This is a genomic window from Streptomyces sp. NPDC004435, assembly GCF_042873895.1.
Taxonomy (GTDB): domain Bacteria; phylum Actinomycetota; class Actinomycetes; order Streptomycetales; family Streptomycetaceae; genus Streptomyces.
This window is the reverse complement of the sequence record NZ_JBIAMB010000005.1, coordinates 351,077-368,057: the sequence shown is the minus strand read 5'-3', so window position 1 is coordinate 368,057 and position 16,981 is coordinate 351,077. Positions and strand designations below refer to the sequence as shown.

Sequence of the window (16,981 nt, the reverse complement as noted above, 5' to 3'; positions counted from 1 at the left end):
CCCGCTGACGCCGCCTTCACGCCGTTACGAGCGGTGAAGGCCCCGGTCTGCTGATGACCGCCTCGCGTGCTCCTGCTGCACCATCCCCAGGATGAGGAGGAGGGCGGTCACCTCGCGCGCGACGTTCTGCGCGTACTCGGCAGCGTCGACCTGCGTGGTGAGCCGCGGGACGTGCCTGAGTCGGCGGATGTCGCCGAGTACCACCGCTGCTTCGAGCGCCGCCTTGGAGTCCCGGGGGATAGACGAGGTCAGCTGGGACACCTCGTTGTAGAGCCCGATGCCCTCGCGCACCAGGTCCTTGACCATGGAGACGATGGTCAAGGTCTCCGGCAGTCCAGACCCCGTTATGTCCCAGCCGATGATCTTGCCCAGTCGCTCGCGCAGCTCGCCAGCCGGGCTCGTCGGGGAGGAGGGAACAAGCCAAGCGGTCACGTCGGCGGCAGTCAGGAGGCGGTGCTCCCAGGCCAGGGTGACGACGTGGGCGTAGTTGCGGGCGCCCAGGGAAACGAGCAGCTCTGCGGCGAATTGCCGGACGTCTTTGCTGACGCGGTTCAGCTTCCGCGCGATCTGCACCGGCTTCATACCCTGCGCGAGCAGCGGGATCAGTTCGCTCTGCTCCACCGGGAGGTCGAGCACCTCATCCCGGAGCCGGGGCGCGGGAATCGAGTCGGTGGCGTACGCGACGGCAAGCGCGAAGGGGATCTCGCGGACACCGTGGAGCTTGGCCTTCGCCGATTTCAAATAGCTGGTGACCGTGCCCGCCGCGATCCCGAGCGAGGCGGCGACAGCGGGGACGTCCAGGCCCTGCGCCACGCCCATCAACGCCTCGCGTTCACGAGCGGCAAGGCTGATCTGCCGGATGGGGAGGGACAACGCGGTCACGGGGGCGACTCCTCGGTCGGATCGGGGCTTCTTCTGGAATAAGGCGCCGAGCGCGGCTTCGTCGGCTCGTGCGATGCGGTACATGAGCAGAGTGGACGGGCTGGGGCGACGCCGGGCTCCCCTCAGGGAGCCGATCGCGCGGATCAAGAGGGTGCCGCGTCCGGCACCGAGTCGCTTCGCCCCTGCGAGGAGGGGGAGGGGCGTGTTCTCTCGGCGCCGGACGGGCGGTCGGACCGTCGGGGGACGCGGTCCGACGTTCGGGAGGGGAGCACGCGTCATTCGTCGTCTCCCAGCAGGTCAAGGAGTTCGACGAAGGCCAGGGCGTAGCGGCGGAGGTAGCCGGCCAGATCGCCCGGCTCCGCCTTGCCGTCATGGAACCCGCGCAACTGGTCAAACAGGCCCGTGGGCTCCGGCAGGATCCGCTGCCGCGCGAGGGCGATGAAGGAGTTCGTGGACCGCTGGAGCTCGAACAGCAGTCGAGCTGCGTCGCCCTCGGAGAACGAGGCGCCGCTCTTGTGCACGCGCCGCCAACGATAGGGGAGCCGGGAGAGCAGGCCACCGCGGGACGGGGCCGGCGGTTCGCCACCGGTCACCAAGATCTCGTCGAGGGTCGCCACGAGATCGTCCCCGACGCCCTCGGCGACCACGTCACGGGCGAGACAGGCCAGGAGCCGCGTCATGGTGGTCTCGTCACTACTGGCGAGCAGCATCATCGACCCCCGCCCTTCACGGGCAGGACAGCCCAGACGGTGCGACCGTTGTTGATGACGCCCCAGTCTCGCGCGGTCACGGCCACGAGGAACAGTCCGCGCCCGCTCAAGTCGTCGTCGGCAGCGGTCTTGAGCCGCGGCTCCACGGAGCTTTCGTCGCTGACCTCGATGCGCAGCTCACCGTCTGCGAGGGCCACGCGTAAGCCGACGCTGCCCCTGCCGTGGACGACGGCGTTGGTCACGAGTTCCGAGGCGATCAGCATCGCGGAGTCCGTGGCCACGTCGGGCAACCGCCAGAGACGGGCGTGGGCGGCGATCATCCGCCGGGCCTGCGCCGGTCGCCCCAGGCCGGGCGTCATGGCGACCTCGAAGCGTCCGGCGGCCACCGCCGTCTTGGTCAAGCTGACCTGGGTGAGGGTGCTCATCGGGTGCCTCCCGTCTCCGGGGACACCAAGACGACGAACCCGCCCACGCTGTCGACCCGCCTGAGCTGGACCTCATACTCGCCCGCGTAGGGGCTGATCTCGTCGTACGCCGGCACCACGACGCCATCAAGGAAGCATCCTCGAATCTTGCGTACGATCTCGCTCCATCCCGCACGGTCAGCCGGGATGGTGCCGTACACGTCGGTGCTCCACTCGCCCTTCATCCGCCACCCCCTGGCGTTGACGAACTCGCGGGCGCCGTCCAGCGCTTCACGCTGGCCAGGGTTGGATGGACCAGCGGCGTAGAGGCAGACGCGGGGGACGCGGCGCCGTGCTTCGATCTCCTCCAGTCGCCGGGTGAGGGCGTCTCGACGCGCGGCGGCGATCCGGACGAAGGGATCTGGCAGGGTGCCCAGCCGCTCCGGCCACCACCGCGTGTGGAACTCCCGCTCCGCGTCCATCCACGACGGTGTGCTGTGGACCTGGCGTGATGCGGGGGTGGGCGGGTGCAGCGGCACGTCGTAAAGGTGCGCGGCCCGGTCCAGGTACTCCGTCAGGGCGACGCCGAGCCGCATTTCAGGCCCTCCTCGCCGCGTGCTGAGGGGACGCGGTTCAGCGGATCCAACGAAGGCGCTGAGGACCTGGGCGGGGGGAGAGTGGACGGGGCGGTTGGCCTTGGAGGGGCCGTTCGTGTCGCGCTCGAAGTTCGAGTCCGACGGAATCCACCGTGCGGCGGTCGGCCGACCTCGGGTGGTGCTCTGGCTCATCTCGGCCTCGGCTTCGTCAGGGGGAGGGGGGAGGGAACCCGTCGCCTGAGGAGGGCGCAACCACCCTCGTGAAGCTCGCCGGAGTTCCGTGCAACTTCCTGCTGAACTAGCCTGTCGGGCACTCAGGTTGGTGTGCAACTGAGACTCCGCTGAAAATTCAGTAGAGGCCCGAAATGGAATATGCAGTGGCATGCACAGGGGGTTGGGCGACATGCTCACGAGGTGTCAGACTCTGCTCAACCTGGCATGGCGCATGCACGAGAGGGATGGGGAGGTGCGCAGGTGGCGGCGAAGGTAGGTCCCAGCGGCCGGCGGCTGGAACTCGGCATTCAGCTCAGGACGCTTCGCGAGAACTGTCCGCCGGTCGAACCGGGGCGAGTCAAGGGCATGACCCGGAAGGAAGCCATCCGGGGCCTCAAGGAGATGTCGGAGGCCAAGCTCGCTCGGATCGAAGGCGGGGAGAGTAACTTTCGACGCAATGTCGGCGACCTGAAGGCTCTCCTGAGGCGGTACGAGGTCACGGACCCCGAGCTGGAGGACTACCTCGTCGAGCTGAACCGGGAGTCACCCAAGGAAGAGTGGCTTACGACGCACACACGCTTCTTGCCCGCGGGCATGCCGCACTACTTGGGGCTCGAAGCTGAGGCCATAGGGATCATCGCCTACCACCCGATGCTCGTCTACGTGCTGCTCCAGACCGAGGAGTACGCGCGGGCCCTCCTGGAGACCCATCGCCCGGTGGAGGACACGACTGCCGAGTCGGTCAGGAACAAGCTCGAAGTGCGGATGGAGCGCAAGCACCGAGTCTTCCATCCGCCGGGCCGTGAGCCTGCACGGTTGAGGATCATCCTGGGGGAGGCAGCCCTGCGGATCCCGTACGGTGGCAAGGAGGTGATGCGCGCGCAGTATCGCGAGATCATCCGACTCGCGGAGTTGGACCACGTCTCCATCCAGGTACTGCCCTTCGGGCCGGGGTACCGCTCGACCCATGACTTCGCCATTCTGGACCTGGGAGAGCTGCCCAGCCGCGTTCAGATCGATAATGCATGGGGTGCGATCAGCACCACGGACAAGCCCCGAGAAGTCGACCGGTTCCAACGCCGGTTCGACACGATGGTCGGTCTGGCCTTCGGGGTCGAAAAGACCATCGAGTTCCTGCACGAACTAGCAAAAGGATGAACGGCCATCAACACCAGCCCGGCCACTACGCCGAACACCGACACCGACTTCACCTGGGTCAAGTCGTCCTACAGCAGTGACGGCACCGGCAACTGCGTCGAGGTCGCCAACACGCTCCTCACGCATGCTGCGGTCCATGTCCGGGACTCGAAGGTACCGACCGGACCCCGACTCAAGTTCACCCCGCAGGCGTTCAGCGCCTTCGTCGGAGCCGTGGGCGACGGTGCGGCTGATCCCCGCGCCTGAACGCTGATCCCGAGCCTGCCTTGAGGGCGGCCCCTTCCTCCGGCCTGGACCGGTGGGCGGGGGCCGCCCTCACGAATGATCTGCCGCGGTTCCGGGCGAACGTCCGGCCCCCTCGTCTTGCGTGCGCACGGATGCTGCCTGGCTCGTCCTAGTCCCGCCGCGCGGAAGGCGGGACATAGCCGTGCCCCGGGGTGCATCGCATTGAGAGGCGGTCCCCGGGGCGTTCGGTAGAACCCTACGGTCCGTGTGGCCTGGTGGCCACCGGTTTCCCGCCCAGGTCTGGCCTCCGATCGTTCGGTCTGTCACAGCCGCAGCTCCTTTGCCGTTCCCCTCATCAGGAGGCAGAGCGATCACGGGGGGCCGTATGCCAGGCATGGCGCGACCGGACGAGTTCACCGGCCTCCGGGCGCGGCTGGCCAGGAAGGCGGCGACCCCGCCCCTCCCGGTCAGGAAGCGGGCAGCGCTCGGGCCGAGCTCGGTGCCCGAGCCACCGGATCTCCGCGAGGCTGTCGCCCGGATGCCTGATGCCGGCCGGTCGTGGACCCTCCTGATGCCGTACGGGGAGCTGCTGACCAGCAACCAGCGGCTCCACCACATGGCGGCGTGCCGGGCGCAGCGGCGCCTGCGGCAGGAAGCGGCAGAGACCGCGCGGGCCCGCGGCCTGCCGAAGCTGGAGCGGGCCGCCATCTTCTACGTCCTCCACCCACGGCCGATCAAGAGGAACCGCGACCCGGGGAACTGGTCCGTGAGCGCGAAGGCGTACGTCGACGGCCTGGTGGACGCCGGGCTCCTCCCGGACGACAACTCCACCCACCTCGCCGGGCCCTACCCAGAGATCGGGCCCCCCGTCCCGAGCGGCGGGGCCCGCATGTCCCTGGTCATCGTCGAACTCACACCGATAGAGCCCTGACCTGCACGTTTCCAACCGGTGTAACAGATTCCGGCAGACGGCGTACTAGACGGCGGGACTCCAACCCGGAGGCCCACCCTGTGATCCCGCACAAGGAGATGCCCCTCTTATGTCGGCTCTTGCTGTCGCCATGCCCGCGTACCTGACCCCGATGACGCTCTCGGAGCTGGACGCCCTGATGGCGAACACCAGCGGCCCCAGCGCCCACGTGATCGAGCTCCACCCCCAGCTCGCCGCCCGGCTCCTGCGCCGCAACAAGCACAACCGGCCCCTGCGCCAGACCGCCGTCGAGGACTATGCCCGCGACATCGAGTCCGGCACCTGGCTGCTCAACGGCGAGGCGATCAAGCTCGACGTGCGCGGCAACGTCCTCGACGGCCAGCACCGCCTCCACGCGATCGTGAAGGCCCAGCGGCCGGTCACCACGTTCATGACCTGCGGCCTGCCCACGGAGACCCAGGCCACGATGGACTCCGGCCGGCGCCGCACCGTGGCCGACGCCCTGTCCCTGGTCGACGAGGACAACTCCACCACCGTCGCCGCCATCCTCGGTCGCGTATGGGGCTGGAAGCAGGGCGACCGCAAGTTCACCCGCCGCAGCCGCCCCACCACCGCTGAGTCCACGGCGCTCCTCGCCGAGCACCCCGAGATTCGGCGCTCCGCCGAGATCGCGCTGCGGACCTACACCGCCTTCCCGCACATCCCGCCGTCGGCGCTCGGCACCGCGCACCACCTGTTCAACGCGATCGACCCGGCCGCCGCCACCTGGTTCTTCCAGCGCCTCGGCGACGGCGCCGAACTCCCCAGCGGCCACGCCATACTCGCCCTCCGCGCCCGCGTCACCTCCGAGCGCGCCAAGGAGGGGCAGATCGCCTGGGCCCGGCACCTCGCCTACCTCGTGACCACCTGGAACGCCCACCGCGGCAACCGGAAGCTCTCCCGCCTGGTCCTGCGCCCCGGTACCCCGGTCCCCACCCCGAAGTAGCCCGAACCACACAGGAGATGCCCCTCCCATGAGCACCACCCTCGCGAGCACCCCGCCCGCGATCCTCGCTGCCGTCACCGCGTACGCGCGGGGCGGCGAGCAGGTTGCCCCCGAAGTCCTGGACCTGCACCTGGCCGACGTCGCCGAGAACGCCGCCTGCTCCCTCATCCGGCACCGGTTCCGCGCCGGCTTCCCGCACGTCGCCTACCACGAACTTCTGTCTGCGGTGGCGGCCCTGCGAAGCATCCTCGACTTCTCCCCGTCCCCGACGGCCCGAGAGGTCATGGAGTGGCAGGACCAGCAGCGCATCGCCCATGCCGCAGCGTGCCGTGCACCGAAGAGGCCCTACGCCGTCCGGTTCGTCAACGGCCCGTATCGCGGCGTCGAGATGGCCCTCGACGGTCCGTCGGTCCCGTACCCGGACCCTGGCGACCCGCTCGGGCACCTCTCCACCAGCCAGTGGATTGCCGGACCCCCCGCCTTCGCGGTCTTCCCCATCGTCTGGGGAGACACCGCGTATCTCAGTCACGGCACCGTCCGCTACCGGCGCGAGGACAAGCCCGACCGCGACGGCATGTGGCTCTTCCGGCTCCGTACAGACGACCCCGCGCCGCCGGAGGGCGCCCGCCCGCACATCACCGTGCCCTCTAAGCAGGGAGACCGATGACAACCGCCTTCGCCCCCGTCGAGGACGAGCGCGTCTACATCCGGCTCCAGGCCCCGGCCGCCGAGAACCTGGCCCTCGCCGCCGGGTTCCCGATCTTCCCGCCACCGCTGCCGAACACGGCGGTGAAGGTCCGCGACGCTGTGACCTGCCCCGCCTGCGGCCTCGGCCGCCTCTCGCGGTCCTGGTGGTTGGGCACCCGGACGCTCGTCGCCGGATCAGCCTGCCAGCGCCAACACGTCTTCATCATGCGACTCCCCCTGCCGGTAGTCCGGACCGGCACCGAAGCATGAGCGCGCTCGCCGTCGAGTCCACGGTGCCGGCGGGCCCCGGACGGCTCATCGTCAGGGCAGCCGGACGCCTGGAACTCCACATCGCCGCGGCGACCGTGAAGCTCCCGGCCGCCGCGATGTTCACCGTGCCGTTGGAGTGCCGGCCCGACCCCGAGACAGCGCCCGGCGTCCGGCCGTGGCACGGCCCTCTCGACGAGAACCGGCTGTGTCCGGACTGCCAGCGCTCCCTTCGCCCGGCCCCCATCGAACTCCCTGCCGCTACATCGGAGCCCAGGCCCCGCCCTGTTCCGGCAACCGGACGCGGGCTCTGGCCCACCGTATGAATCACCCCACGAGCCCGTGGGCACCGTCCTGAGGCAGAGGGCAGCCCATGAGGACGATCACCGACAGCGCGACCGTACAAAGCGGTCGCGCTTCGGCGTTTCCGCGCTCCTACTCGCGGGCGACCTCCAGCTCGGCGCCCAGCGCCGAGAGCGTGGGCAGCAGAGAGCCGTAGCCGCGTTGCAGGTGGTAGATGCCCTCGATCGTCGAGACGCCCTCCGCCGCGAGGGCCGCGATCACCAGCGCGGCGACCGCCCGAATGTCCTGCCCTGCCACGCGGGCAGCGGTGAGACGGGACCGGCCGTGCACGGTGATGGTCGGCCCATCGGAGGTAACGGCGGCACCGAAGCTGCGCAGCGGGCCGACGTGGCTGTCCCGGGCGGTGTAGATCCGCTCCTCGATGCGCGAGACGCCGGGTGCCTGGGTGAGGAGGGCGGTCAGCTGCGGCTGGACGTCGGTGCAGGTCGCGGAGACGGTGGCCGTCTGGACGGGCCGGGGACCGGCCGGGCACCGAGCGAGCGTGCCGCCGTCCGACGAGACGAGCTCGATCCCGGCGTCGGCGAGCATGACCACGAGCGCGGAGGGAAACGTGCCGATGGGCACGTTGGAGAGGTGGACCGTTCCACCGGTGATGGCGGCGGCCAGGGCCAGCGTGGCGGCCTCCAGCCGATCCGGTGGAACGGGGACGGTCCCGCCGGTGATGCGGTCGGAACCGGTGACGTGGAGGGCAGTGGCCCCCTCCCACGTGATGCCGACGCCGCCTGCCGCGAGCATCGCGGCGCTCGTCAGGACTTCCGGCTCCGTGTTGGGGTTGAGGATGGTGGACGTGCCGGGGGCGCGGGCGGCCAGCAGCATGGCGGTGACCGTTGCCCCCAGGCTCGGCCCCCACTGCTGGGTCGTCACGTCGACGGTGAACGGCAGCGGGTCCTGACCGGGCAGGCGGGCGCCGATGTGGGTGCTGGTGACGTCGAGGGTGGCGCCGGCGGCTTCCATGGCGGCCAGGTGCCGGTCGATGAGGCGGTGGGCGAAGGCATCGCCGCCGGGCACGGGGAAGCGGACCTGACCGGCTCTGGCGAGCAAGCCGGCGGCCATGACGGCGGTGGTGCGGATGCGGCTGCCGAGCTGGTCAGGGATGACCGGGTGCCAGGCTGTGGCCGGGGTGATCTCGAAGCGGTCGCCGACGATCCTGGCCGGGGTGCCGGTGTGGGTGAGGATTTCCGCGCAGACCTGGGTGTCCAGGATGCCCGGGATGCCGGTGAGGACCATCGGTTCGTCGACGAGCTGGGCTGCGGCGTACTGGTGCAAGGCGCAGTTCTTGCTGCCCTGCACCGAGGCCGTGCCCTGAAGGCGGTGGCCGCCGGTCACGCGGATGGTGCGGGTATCGGTGAGGGACGGCAGGAGGGTCTGCTCGGTCACGGGTTCCTTCCCCTGGTGATGTGGGGCGCGTTGGAGGGAGCACGGCCCCGGCGAGGAGGAGCGCCGGGGCCGCGGGCGGCAGGGCTTGTGGCCCCGCGGGTGGGCGGGGCGCTCAGCGGCTGAGCCCGGCCGCCGTCAGGGAGCGCGCGCGGGTCTGGAAGCTGACGGCCAGGGCCTTGTCCAGGGGCATGCGGTCGACGTGCCCGTACGTGCGGGTGAACAGGCTCTGGTCGGCGGTGAACGAGCTGATCTCGTTCATGCGGGCGGGGGCGTGGGTGATGGTGCCGCGCCCGGCGGCACGCAAGACCGCGTGGGCGAGGTCGAGGACGGACACCGCCGTGCCGGAGCCGCAGTTGACGACGGGCAGCAGCGCGGGCGCGCCCAGAATTCGGGTGAGCATGGTGATCGCGTCGTCGATGTACGTCAGGTCCCGGGCCTGCCTCCCGTCGCCGTCAACCGTCAGAGGGCGGCCCTCGGCGGCGGCGTCGAGGAAGGCGGGGACGACGGCATCGGGGTCCTCCTCGGGGCCGAAGGTGTTGAAGAACCGCACGACGCCGAGCTGGCGCCCGTCCTCCACGAGGGACCGGTAGACGCCGACCAGTTGCTCGGTGGCGACCTTGCCCGCCGCGTACGGGGAACGGGGGGCGTACGGCGCGCTCTCGGCGAGCGGGCCGGTCTGCTCGCCGTAGACCTCGCACGAGGAGGCCATCAGCAGCCGCCCGGCGGTCGAGCGGACGAAGGTGTCGATCATGTGCCGGTCGACGGCGGTGTTGTGCTCGAAGTTGCCGACCTCGAACGAGGCGGGGACGGACTTGAGTGCGGCGAGGTGCACGACCGTGTCGATGCCGTCCAGGTCCCGGGCGGTCAGCTCCCGTACGTCGCGGACCAGGAGGTCCGCCGGGCGCGGACGCCGGGAGTCGACCGACAGGTTGTCCAGGGTGGTGACCGTGGGACCGGCGATGCGCAGCGCCGGAGTGAGGGCCGAGCCGATGAAGCCGGCGCCGCCGGTGATCAAGATGTTCAAGGGGGTGCCTCCGCAGAGGAGTTGAGCGGCGGACCGGCCCGTGTGCCGTCCGCCTGCTCCCGCAACCGTCCGCCCTGGCGCACCCGATGGGGAGCCGCTTCGGCCGGTCTCGCACACGGTGTGCGAGACCGGCACACGGCGTGCATCCGCACGCCCTGCCGTCGGGCGGCGACAGGCAGTAGTGTCGTGCGTCCCGTCGGTGCGCAGGAGGTGCCCATGGGCTCGAACGATGAATTAGGCAAGATCTTCCGCGACGCGCGCCGCGCCCTGGACCTGACACAAGGTGAGGTCGGTCGGGAGGTCGGCTACTCCGCGTCGGCGATCTCGCGGATCGAGCGCAACCGGATGCGCATCGACCTCGACACCCGCCTGCGCCTGGCCCGGGTGCTCCACATCCCTCCTGAGCGGGTCAGCGGGTTCCCCGCCCCCGCAGGCCCGGTGATCGATACCGTGGGCAACGTACCGATGTCGGACGAGGAGGACGCGATGCGACGCAGGACGACACTGCTGGGGGCGCTCGCCGCCGGAGCATCGGCCGTCATCAGCACGGGCACGGCCGAGGCGCTGCCGGTCTTGGACCTGGACGACGCGCTGTTCCGTCTCCCGAACACCGGACCTGCACCGCTACGGACGCTGGCCTCCGCGACGGCCGCTGCGCGGGAGACGTTCAGCGCCGCCCGGTACAGCGACCTCAGCCACGCCCTGCCCAGCCTCCTTGCCGCCGCCGAAGCAACCAGGGACGCCACTGCCGGCCAGGCCCGGCAGCAGGCCAACGGCATCCTCGCCCGCGCCTACGTCCTGGCCGCCGAACTCGCCGCGAAGCAGCACTCGGACACCGCGTGGGTCGCGGCCGATCGCGCCCTCGTCGCCGCACGGGCCAGCGGCATGCCCATCCCCATCGGCGAAGCCTCCCGCGTACTCGCCATCACCATGCGCCGCTCCGGCCGTTGCGCCTCCGCCGTCCGTCTCCTCACCCACGAGGCGGCCCAGCTCGACCCTGCCGAACTGCGCGCCGGAGCCGTACGCACCACCTTGCTGCTCACTGCGGCTTACTCGGCAGCCGCTGGACACGACCGCACGACGGCGCTCGCGCTGCTCGACGAGGCCGACGAGTCCGTTGAGCGTCGCGCGCACGCCGCCCCCGACGGGCTGTTCACCGTCGAGGCCACCAAGACGCAGGTCGACGTCTACCGCATCGGCGTCCACAACACCCTCGGCACCCCCGATGAGGCAGTGGAGCTCTCACGCGGTCTGAACATCGGCCTGATGTCGACTGCCGAACGGCGTGCTCGGGCCTGGACCGACACGGCCCGGATGTGGCACGCGCTCGGCAACGGGCAGCAGACATTCGCCGCCCTGCGCCGCGTCGAGCGGGAAGCAGCCCAGGAGGCCCGCCGTCCCGCGCTGCGGGCGCTGACGGCGAACCTCCTCTACGGTCCGACGCGTCTCCCGGGACTCAAGGAGTTCGCTGTCCGCACAGGGGCCGTGCCGGCCTGAGCGGCCCGGCCCACCCGCCTCCTACGAGCGGGGATGGCGCGCGGTCACGGCGCCGGGATGAACCATGCCGCGGGCTCGTCCTTCTCGACGATCGCGATGATCTGCTGCATCCGCTCGCTCATCGGCGGCAGGGCGTCCAGTGCGAACCAGCCGACCTCGACCGACTCGTCATCGCAGACCTGGGGCACCTGGCCCGGGTCTGCCGGGCGGCACGCGAAAACGATCTCCAAGTATTGAGCCCGGTCCCCGTTGGCGTGCTGTACCGGCGGGGAGTGCGTCACCGCCGCCAGACGCTCGACCACCACCCGGACTCCGGTCTCCTCCTCCACCTCCCGCGCCGCTGCGGCGGCCGGGGCTTCGCCCGGCTCTACGATCCCGCTGAGTGGCGTCCACAGGCCGGCAGCCGACCTGCGTTGCAGCAGCACCTGCCGGTTCTCGTTGCGGACGACCGCGACCACTCCGGGAAGCCACAGCAGACAGTCGGGGCCGACCGCCCGCCGAAGATCTGACACAAAATCAGGAACCATGTCCACACCCTAGGGCGCCCCGAGTGCCGGGGGTGGCCTTTCCGGGCGCTCTGCCGTGCCGAACACCACCATGCGCCCCACCGGAGCGCGCGACACTAGCCCTGCTCGACCTCCACAGTGCGCGGACCTGCCTGACCAGGCAGTTTCTCAAGCATCCAGGAGGAAGCACCCATGACCGCGTGGACCCCGAAGCTCACCAACTTCGCCGGCACCGACGGCACCCGCGGCTCCGGCCACTACGCCGTCTCGAACGGCATCTGCACCTTCAACGCCATGATCGTCGCCTACAAGGAGACCAACGCCAAGGACGGCGCAGGCTTCGGCATGACCCTGCCGGTCCCCGCTGCCACCGGCTCCCGCGTGGTCTTCCAGCTCAGCCTCGACGGCCGCGACGCCGACCACGGCATCTGGACCGGCGAGGCGCTGATCCACGCCGGCTCGACCGGCAAGCAGGTCGACCGTCTGCGTGTCACGGGCACGACCAACGGCGCGGCCCTTCAGAACATCAACCACTTCTACGGCGACGCCGAGGGCGCGGCCGAGGCGGAGACCGTTACCGTCTCCGGCTCGTACGTCATCGCCTGAGCCTGAACACCCCGAAGGGCTGCCAGACCCCGCGTCCGGCGGCCCTTCCGTATTACGCCGCGCGATCTGCGCCTGCCGCTTTCCGCCCGTGTCCTGCGGCGGGAGATGCCGGTTTTCACTGTGTGGACGATGACAGCCTTTACATCAACGAGCCGCGGGTACCGCTGATCACCCTCAGCGAGGCCCGCGAGACCGTCGACTTGCTCCTGAGCCTCGGCGGCGACCACACCAGCGACGGCCGCCGAGCGAAGCAGCTCGCCTCCGACATCGCGCTCCGTCTACCCGAGCCCGAGTAGTATCGGTCATGTGTTCGATATCTTGCCGCCTGATCGGGAACGCCTACTGATCATCAAGGCGTACCTGGCGCGGCAGCGGGCGGAGGCCGAGACGATTCGGACCTACCTCGACGTCCAGATCCAGCAGGTCGACGAACGCCTGAACGGCCACGGAGGACGTACAGCTCCTCCGCTCGCACTCCCATCGGGCGCCAGGCCGAGCCCGCCAGTGGCCAGCGCTCCGTCGGCACCCCTGGAGGGGTACGCCATCGAGTGGCGCCGCTCGCCTGAGGGACCCGTGCCAGAGCGAGTCCACGAGGCATCGTGCATCTTCGCCCCGAGGCCGGGGCCGAAAAGGGCCCGCCTGGTCGATGCCCACAACGCGCGCGAGCTGCTGACACGGGGCGTCGGGTCCTGCGATCAGTGCCACCCCGATGTGGCCCTGGGAATGGACATGTGACCGAGCGGGAAGTCGCCAGGGGCGATGACCAAGACCGAGGCTCCGATCGTCGTCCACCGGCCGAGCCCGACCGGCGGGCGCAGGATCACGCTCCACGACAGGATCCTGGGTCTCGCCTACGACGACTGGGATCTCATCGAGCTGCTGCGCGGGGCTGGGGTCGATGAGCCCGAACTACTCGTCGCCCGCGACTCGACGCTGATCGAGTGGCGCGGAGGCGAGCCACACGTGTATGAGGCGGCCTGACCAGAGGCGACCCGGAGTCGGACCGCCGCCTCAGGCCGTTGCGCAGTCAGGGCACGCGACGGCTTCGAGGTCGACGCAGACCACGCACTCCTGCTCCCCGCCCCCTCCGCAGCCGGCGGCTGGCGCGTCGGCGAGGTCGAGCCCGCACAGCGACCGCTCCGGTGCGCAGCAGTAGGTGTGGGCGATCGAGGGGGACGTCGCGGTGGGCAGTTCTCCGCGAACCCGCGCGATGACGGTGCGGGTCGCCTGGTCGAGAGCTGTGAGGAACGGGTCCGTCATGGCACGGAGCGTACCGCCAGGACTACGAGGTGAGCACCCGGCTTACCTGCCGGACCTCACCGCGCTGCCCGTCCCGGACGCCTCGCTCTCTGCCTGGCAGGCGGGGCAGACGGGCATGGCGCGCGGGATACCGCCCCCATATCGGATCGTCAGCCCCCGGCACCGCGCGCACGGCCCCACCCGGGACGGCTCGCATCCGAGGATGATCGCCGCCGACGAGGCGTCGGTGGTGGGGTCCAGTCGTCGGGGGGTGTCGCTCATGCTGTCGAATCTACTCCGGCTCGTGGCTCGATCAGTTCAGTGGCCCGCGGCGAGGGGATTGGCCCGGCGGCGGCTCGGTTCGGCCTCGTGTATCGCCCGCGGGACCGGCCTCCACCCGGCCCCGGTGACTCGTTTGGCGGCCTCGGCGAGGCCGGAGGAAGCCGGGTCTCCCTGGGTCCGAGTACTGGATGCCATGCTCCGATCGGGCGCTTCCGGCATGCCGTCATCCCCGTCATGTGTGGCAACTTGCTTATGGCCATGTGTTACTGGGCAGCACCTATCTCCAAGGAGTGGTGAATGGCGTATCGCTCACACGAAGACGTTCGGCTCCCCGCTGCGTACTGGGAGCACTTCACGCAAACGGTCGCTCCATTTATGGACGGCTTGAGCGGAGGGCGCAGAGTTCGCGAGATTGAGGCGGTTATCCATTTCGACGACTCCTCTGCCTTTCGTGTGGGGCCCGCTCTGCAAGATATTGATATGTGGTTTCGTTGGGCTTACGCGTTGGATCGGGCCCGTGATTCCGCAGGCGGTCGACCGCCTCGCTTGCTGCTGCTGCAACCTGTGTCGCCGAAGGAATTCACCTTCCGCATCGTTCGAACCGAAGAAGGCTCGCTCCGTGTGCGCCTGCGGAGCGGCATGTCTACCGCTCTGATCGGAGCGGCTGCCGTGGGGGGTCTGCTTGAATTCTGGAACAATTTGACTGGAGTCGCACCCCTGGGGTTCATGTTCGACGATGGCGCGCGCCGTGAACTCCCTGCTGCGCCGCGCGAGGTCAAGGAGCAAGAGAAGGGGATTTTTGGCGTTAGGGAAGGAGGGCGCGCGCCAGACTATGATGACGGTGAATTCGAGATTACTTTGGAAGGTGATGTCAAGGTCACCTGTAAAGTGCGCATTCCGTCTCGTGTGGTTGAGGCGGATAGCGAATTCATGAAAGAGTTCTACGATGCCTGCGCGCAGTTCGATGACGGCTCTTGAGAGATAGGGCGGCTTTGTGATGTTGCGCCGGCCCGGGACGCGATCTAGTTGAGCAGGCCGCGGCGACGCGGCTTGTGCAGGGGCTCGGGCTCGTACAAGGCTAGGAGGACGGCTTCGGCTCGGTCTGGCGACTTCATACCGCGCCCCTTCATGGCCCGCTTGCTCTCGACCTGGGTGTAGCCGCTCGTCGTCGACAGCAGCTTCGGCGTCGACAGCTGCGCGGCGGCCTTCTTGTCGACGTGGAGCCGCAGCCGCCCCCGGCCCGAGGACGGATCGGGCTGGAGCAGGGATCTGGTGGCCAGCCACATCTCGTCTCGCTTCCGCCACGGTCGCATGACCGCTCCGGGGTCGTCCTGGCTGGGCGATTCCGACACCATGACGCCGACGATCTGCGCCGTGTGCTGCCCGGTCTCCGCCCAGCGTTCGAGCATGCTGACGACACCGTGACCGATGCCGTTCTGGTCGACCTTGACCCGGACCGGGTGCGGTGAACCGAGAGCGTTGGCGAGCCGCTGCGCCGCCCGTATCTCCTCCAAGACCTTCTCCGCGACGGAGACCTGGTTGTCGTTCGCCGCGCCGGCGGAGGCGTGCCGGAACTCGACTGCGTCCCCGACCGCGCGGTAGACCGTGAACTCATCGCCACCGTCCGCGGCCACGTCTACACCGAGGCGGACCCACGCTCCGTCGCGGACCGTGTGCGTGGCGGTTTCGCCCTCCAGGCCGAGGTCGCAGATCCGGCGCCAGCCGTCGCCGACGGGGTCCTCGAACGCCATGGACGATTCGACCCAGCTCGGCGGGATGACGACGCCGCCACCGCCCTTCGGGAACCGGGCGAAAACCTTCGCGATCACATAGGGGTGGTCTTCGCCGTACGAGCGGATCGTGCGGTCGACCCAGTCCTGGTCGGGCATGTGGTCGGCGAGGGAGTGCCGCTCCACTCCGGCCGGACAGTCCGTGCAGTACGGGGCGCGCTCCCCGGTGATTGCGGGGGAGTCGAGGGAGGAGATCGGGATCGTGACGGTGGTCGGCTCGGCCGGGTCGTCGCCCTCGACGCACAGCTCCTCGAACCACGAGGCCGGATCGTCCATCGCCGGGTTGCCGATGGCCAACATGGCGGCGTGGCCGCCGGTGAGCAGGTTGTTGGTGCCGTGCCCGATCATCGGGGCGATGCCGCCCGCCTCGTCGACGATGAGCAGCAGGTGCGGCATGTGGATGCCCTGCATTGCGGCCTCATCGTTGGCCGGGGCCGAGAAGCCGTACGCGGCAACCACGTCGTTCCCGTACGGGTCGGGCATCTTGTACTGGACGGTGTCGCAGTAGCCGGGCAAGCCGGCACGCGGGACGACCTTCCGGATGTGCGGCCAGAGCTGTCGCTGCACCTGCCGGAACCGCGTCGCGGTCGTGATGCACAGCGCGGTCCCGACCGGGTACACGTTGGTGAACCAGACGGCCGCGCGGGCGGCGAGGTGCGTCTTGCCGACGCCGAAGCCCGCGGGGACCGCGACGCGCTTGTGGCCGACGATCGCGTCGAGCACGGCCCGCTGCTTCGACCACAGGCTCTCGCCGAGAACGTCCTCGACGAAGCCCGATGGGGAGTCCCGCCACAGGCCGTACAGCGACCCGGTGGCCCTCTCGACCTCCGTCATCACCACCGCCCGCTCCCGGGCCGTCAGGTGGTGCTTGAACGCGTTGCGGCGCTCGGTGGGCGACAGGCGCAGGAGGATATCGGCGATGTTCGCCGCGTCGCGGGAGACGACACCCGGACGGGCCGATCGCAGCGCGGACGCCGGAGGGGCCACGGGGGTGGCTCTCGGCTGTTCAGGCTGCGTGCGGGACATGATCGGGAAGGTGCCGTCCGGGCAGTTCTTACGTCGCGGTCTGGCCGAGGGCCCATGCCCAGACACCCGGCCAGACCACGCGCTTCCGGCGGTGACTACGAACCGCGCCCTGTACGCGACACCGGAAGTCTTCACGCACGAGGCCCCGCGCCCCTCCGGGGGGAATGGGCTGGGGGCGCAGGACCTCGGCACCCTCTAGTACGTTGCGCGGCG

Annotated in this window: 22 protein-coding genes; 12 read left to right on the top strand and 10 right to left on the bottom strand. The window is 69.9% G+C overall.

Features of this window, described 5'->3' with window-relative positions; all coding sequences use genetic code 11:
• Positions 1 to 24: 24 nt before the first annotated feature.
• The 4 genes from ACFYT9_RS11810 to ACFYT9_RS11795 all read right to left on the bottom strand — a co-directional run bounded on the left by ACFYT9_RS11810 (position 25) and on the right by ACFYT9_RS11795 (position 2,592).
• A complete protein-coding gene (locus ACFYT9_RS11810) occupies positions 25 to 966 on the bottom strand; it encodes a LuxR C-terminal-related transcriptional regulator (RefSeq protein ID WP_389162516.1) in 942 nt (313 codons plus the stop codon).
• Positions 967 to 1,157: 191 nt separating this feature from the next.
• Positions 1,158 to 1,562 carry a hypothetical protein gene (locus tag ACFYT9_RS11805; RefSeq protein WP_389162513.1) on the bottom strand — a complete coding sequence of 135 codons (405 nt, stop codon included), beginning with the start codon at positions 1,560 to 1,562 and terminating at the stop codon, positions 1,158 to 1,160.
• A 29-nt stretch (positions 1,563 to 1,591) separates the two neighbouring features.
• Positions 1,592 to 2,017, bottom strand: coding sequence for an ATP-binding protein (locus ACFYT9_RS11800; protein WP_389162510.1), 426 nt, complete (start codon positions 2,015 to 2,017; stop codon positions 1,592 to 1,594).
• Entirely contained in the window at positions 2,014 to 2,592 is a 579-nt protein-coding gene (locus ACFYT9_RS11795; protein WP_389162507.1) for a hypothetical protein, read from the bottom strand. The genes ACFYT9_RS11800 and ACFYT9_RS11795 overlap by 4 nt, the downstream gene beginning before the upstream one ends.
• A gap of 474 nt (positions 2,593 to 3,066) precedes the next feature.
• Here ACFYT9_RS11795 and ACFYT9_RS11790 point away from each other — a divergent pair, with 474 nt between their 5' ends.
• From ACFYT9_RS11790 to ACFYT9_RS11765, 6 genes are all read left to right on the top strand, one after another.
• Entirely contained in the window at positions 3,067 to 3,963 is an 897-nt protein-coding gene (locus tag ACFYT9_RS11790) for a helix-turn-helix domain-containing protein (protein ID WP_389162505.1), read from the top strand.
• Between the two features lie 6 nt (positions 3,964 to 3,969).
• Positions 3,970 to 4,209: a DUF397 domain-containing protein gene (locus ACFYT9_RS11785; protein ID WP_389162721.1), complete on the top strand. Its 240-nt coding sequence runs from the start codon at positions 3,970 to 3,972 to the stop codon at positions 4,207 to 4,209.
• Positions 4,210 to 4,582: 373 nt separating this feature from the next.
• Entirely contained in the window at positions 4,583 to 5,119 is a 537-nt protein-coding gene (locus tag ACFYT9_RS11780) for a hypothetical protein (RefSeq protein ID WP_389162503.1), read from the top strand.
• Between the two features lie 109 nt (positions 5,120 to 5,228).
• Positions 5,229 to 6,104 carry a hypothetical protein gene (locus tag ACFYT9_RS11775; protein WP_389162500.1) on the top strand — a complete coding sequence of 292 codons (876 nt, stop codon included), beginning with the start codon at positions 5,229 to 5,231 and terminating at the stop codon, positions 6,102 to 6,104.
• Positions 6,105 to 6,132: 28 nt separating this feature from the next.
• A complete protein-coding gene (locus tag ACFYT9_RS11770) occupies positions 6,133 to 6,771 on the top strand; it encodes a hypothetical protein (protein ID WP_389162498.1) in 639 nt (212 codons plus the stop codon).
• Positions 6,768 to 7,061, top strand: coding sequence for a hypothetical protein (locus ACFYT9_RS11765; protein WP_375880888.1), 294 nt, complete (start codon positions 6,768 to 6,770; stop codon positions 7,059 to 7,061). Before ACFYT9_RS11770 ends, ACFYT9_RS11765 begins: the two co-directional genes overlap by 4 nt.
• Before the next feature lie 432 nt (positions 7,062 to 7,493).
• Here the strand turns inward: ACFYT9_RS11765 and ACFYT9_RS11760 are convergent, their stop codons facing one another.
• Both ACFYT9_RS11760 and ACFYT9_RS11755 read right to left on the bottom strand, forming a co-directional pair.
• The gene (locus ACFYT9_RS11760) at positions 7,494 to 8,798 is read right to left on the bottom strand and encodes a UDP-N-acetylglucosamine 1-carboxyvinyltransferase (protein ID WP_389162495.1); all 1,305 of its coding nucleotides are present in this window, start codon (positions 8,796 to 8,798) and stop codon (positions 7,494 to 7,496) included.
• A 112-nt stretch (positions 8,799 to 8,910) separates the two neighbouring features.
• A complete protein-coding gene (locus ACFYT9_RS11755) occupies positions 8,911 to 9,822 on the bottom strand; it encodes an NAD-dependent epimerase/dehydratase family protein (RefSeq protein ID WP_389162493.1) in 912 nt (303 codons plus the stop codon).
• A 216-nt stretch (positions 9,823 to 10,038) separates the two neighbouring features.
• Here ACFYT9_RS11755 and ACFYT9_RS11750 point away from each other — a divergent pair, with 216 nt between their 5' ends.
• Positions 10,039 to 11,319, top strand: a complete 1,281-nt coding sequence (locus tag ACFYT9_RS11750; RefSeq protein ID WP_389162490.1) for a helix-turn-helix domain-containing protein — start codon at positions 10,039 to 10,041, stop codon at positions 11,317 to 11,319.
• Positions 11,320 to 11,363: 44 nt separating this feature from the next.
• Here the strand turns inward: ACFYT9_RS11750 and ACFYT9_RS11745 are convergent, their stop codons facing one another.
• Entirely contained in the window at positions 11,364 to 11,846 is a 483-nt protein-coding gene (locus ACFYT9_RS11745; RefSeq protein ID WP_389162488.1) for an NUDIX domain-containing protein, read from the bottom strand.
• A 171-nt stretch (positions 11,847 to 12,017) separates the two neighbouring features.
• Here ACFYT9_RS11745 and ACFYT9_RS11740 point away from each other — a divergent pair, with 171 nt between their 5' ends.
• The 4 genes from ACFYT9_RS11740 to ACFYT9_RS11725 all read left to right on the top strand — a co-directional run bounded on the left by ACFYT9_RS11740 (position 12,018) and on the right by ACFYT9_RS11725 (position 13,412).
• Positions 12,018 to 12,431 carry a hypothetical protein gene (locus tag ACFYT9_RS11740; RefSeq protein WP_375880881.1) on the top strand — a complete coding sequence of 138 codons (414 nt, stop codon included), beginning with the start codon at positions 12,018 to 12,020 and terminating at the stop codon, positions 12,429 to 12,431.
• Positions 12,432 to 12,553: 122 nt separating this feature from the next.
• Positions 12,554 to 12,727: a hypothetical protein gene (locus ACFYT9_RS11735; RefSeq protein WP_389162486.1), complete on the top strand. Its 174-nt coding sequence runs from the start codon at positions 12,554 to 12,556 to the stop codon at positions 12,725 to 12,727.
• A gap of 10 nt (positions 12,728 to 12,737) precedes the next feature.
• Positions 12,738 to 13,166 carry a DUF6233 domain-containing protein gene (locus ACFYT9_RS11730; RefSeq protein ID WP_389162483.1) on the top strand — a complete coding sequence of 143 codons (429 nt, stop codon included), beginning with the start codon at positions 12,738 to 12,740 and terminating at the stop codon, positions 13,164 to 13,166.
• Between the two features lie 24 nt (positions 13,167 to 13,190).
• Positions 13,191 to 13,412, top strand: a complete 222-nt coding sequence (locus tag ACFYT9_RS11725) for a hypothetical protein (RefSeq protein WP_375880877.1) — start codon at positions 13,191 to 13,193, stop codon at positions 13,410 to 13,412.
• A gap of 30 nt (positions 13,413 to 13,442) precedes the next feature.
• Here the strand turns inward: ACFYT9_RS11725 and ACFYT9_RS11720 are convergent, their stop codons facing one another.
• Positions 13,443 to 13,691, bottom strand: coding sequence for a hypothetical protein (locus tag ACFYT9_RS11720; protein WP_389162480.1), 249 nt, complete (start codon positions 13,689 to 13,691; stop codon positions 13,443 to 13,445).
• Positions 13,692 to 13,733: 42 nt separating this feature from the next.
• Entirely contained in the window at positions 13,734 to 13,952 is a 219-nt protein-coding gene (locus ACFYT9_RS11715) for a hypothetical protein (RefSeq protein ID WP_389162478.1), read from the bottom strand.
• Between the two features lie 297 nt (positions 13,953 to 14,249).
• Here ACFYT9_RS11715 and ACFYT9_RS11710 point away from each other — a divergent pair, with 297 nt between their 5' ends.
• Positions 14,250 to 14,930 (top strand): hypothetical protein, encoded by a 681-nt coding sequence (locus tag ACFYT9_RS11710; RefSeq protein ID WP_389162475.1) that lies wholly within the window; start codon positions 14,250 to 14,252, stop codon positions 14,928 to 14,930.
• Positions 14,931 to 14,974: 44 nt separating this feature from the next.
• On the opposite strand, the gene ACFYT9_RS11705 is transcribed toward ACFYT9_RS11710, so the two are convergent.
• Complete coding sequence (locus ACFYT9_RS11705; RefSeq protein ID WP_389162474.1) at positions 14,975 to 16,768, bottom strand: hypothetical protein; 1,794 nt, start codon at positions 16,766 to 16,768, stop codon at positions 14,975 to 14,977.
• Between the last annotated feature and the right edge of the window lie 213 nt (positions 16,769 to 16,981).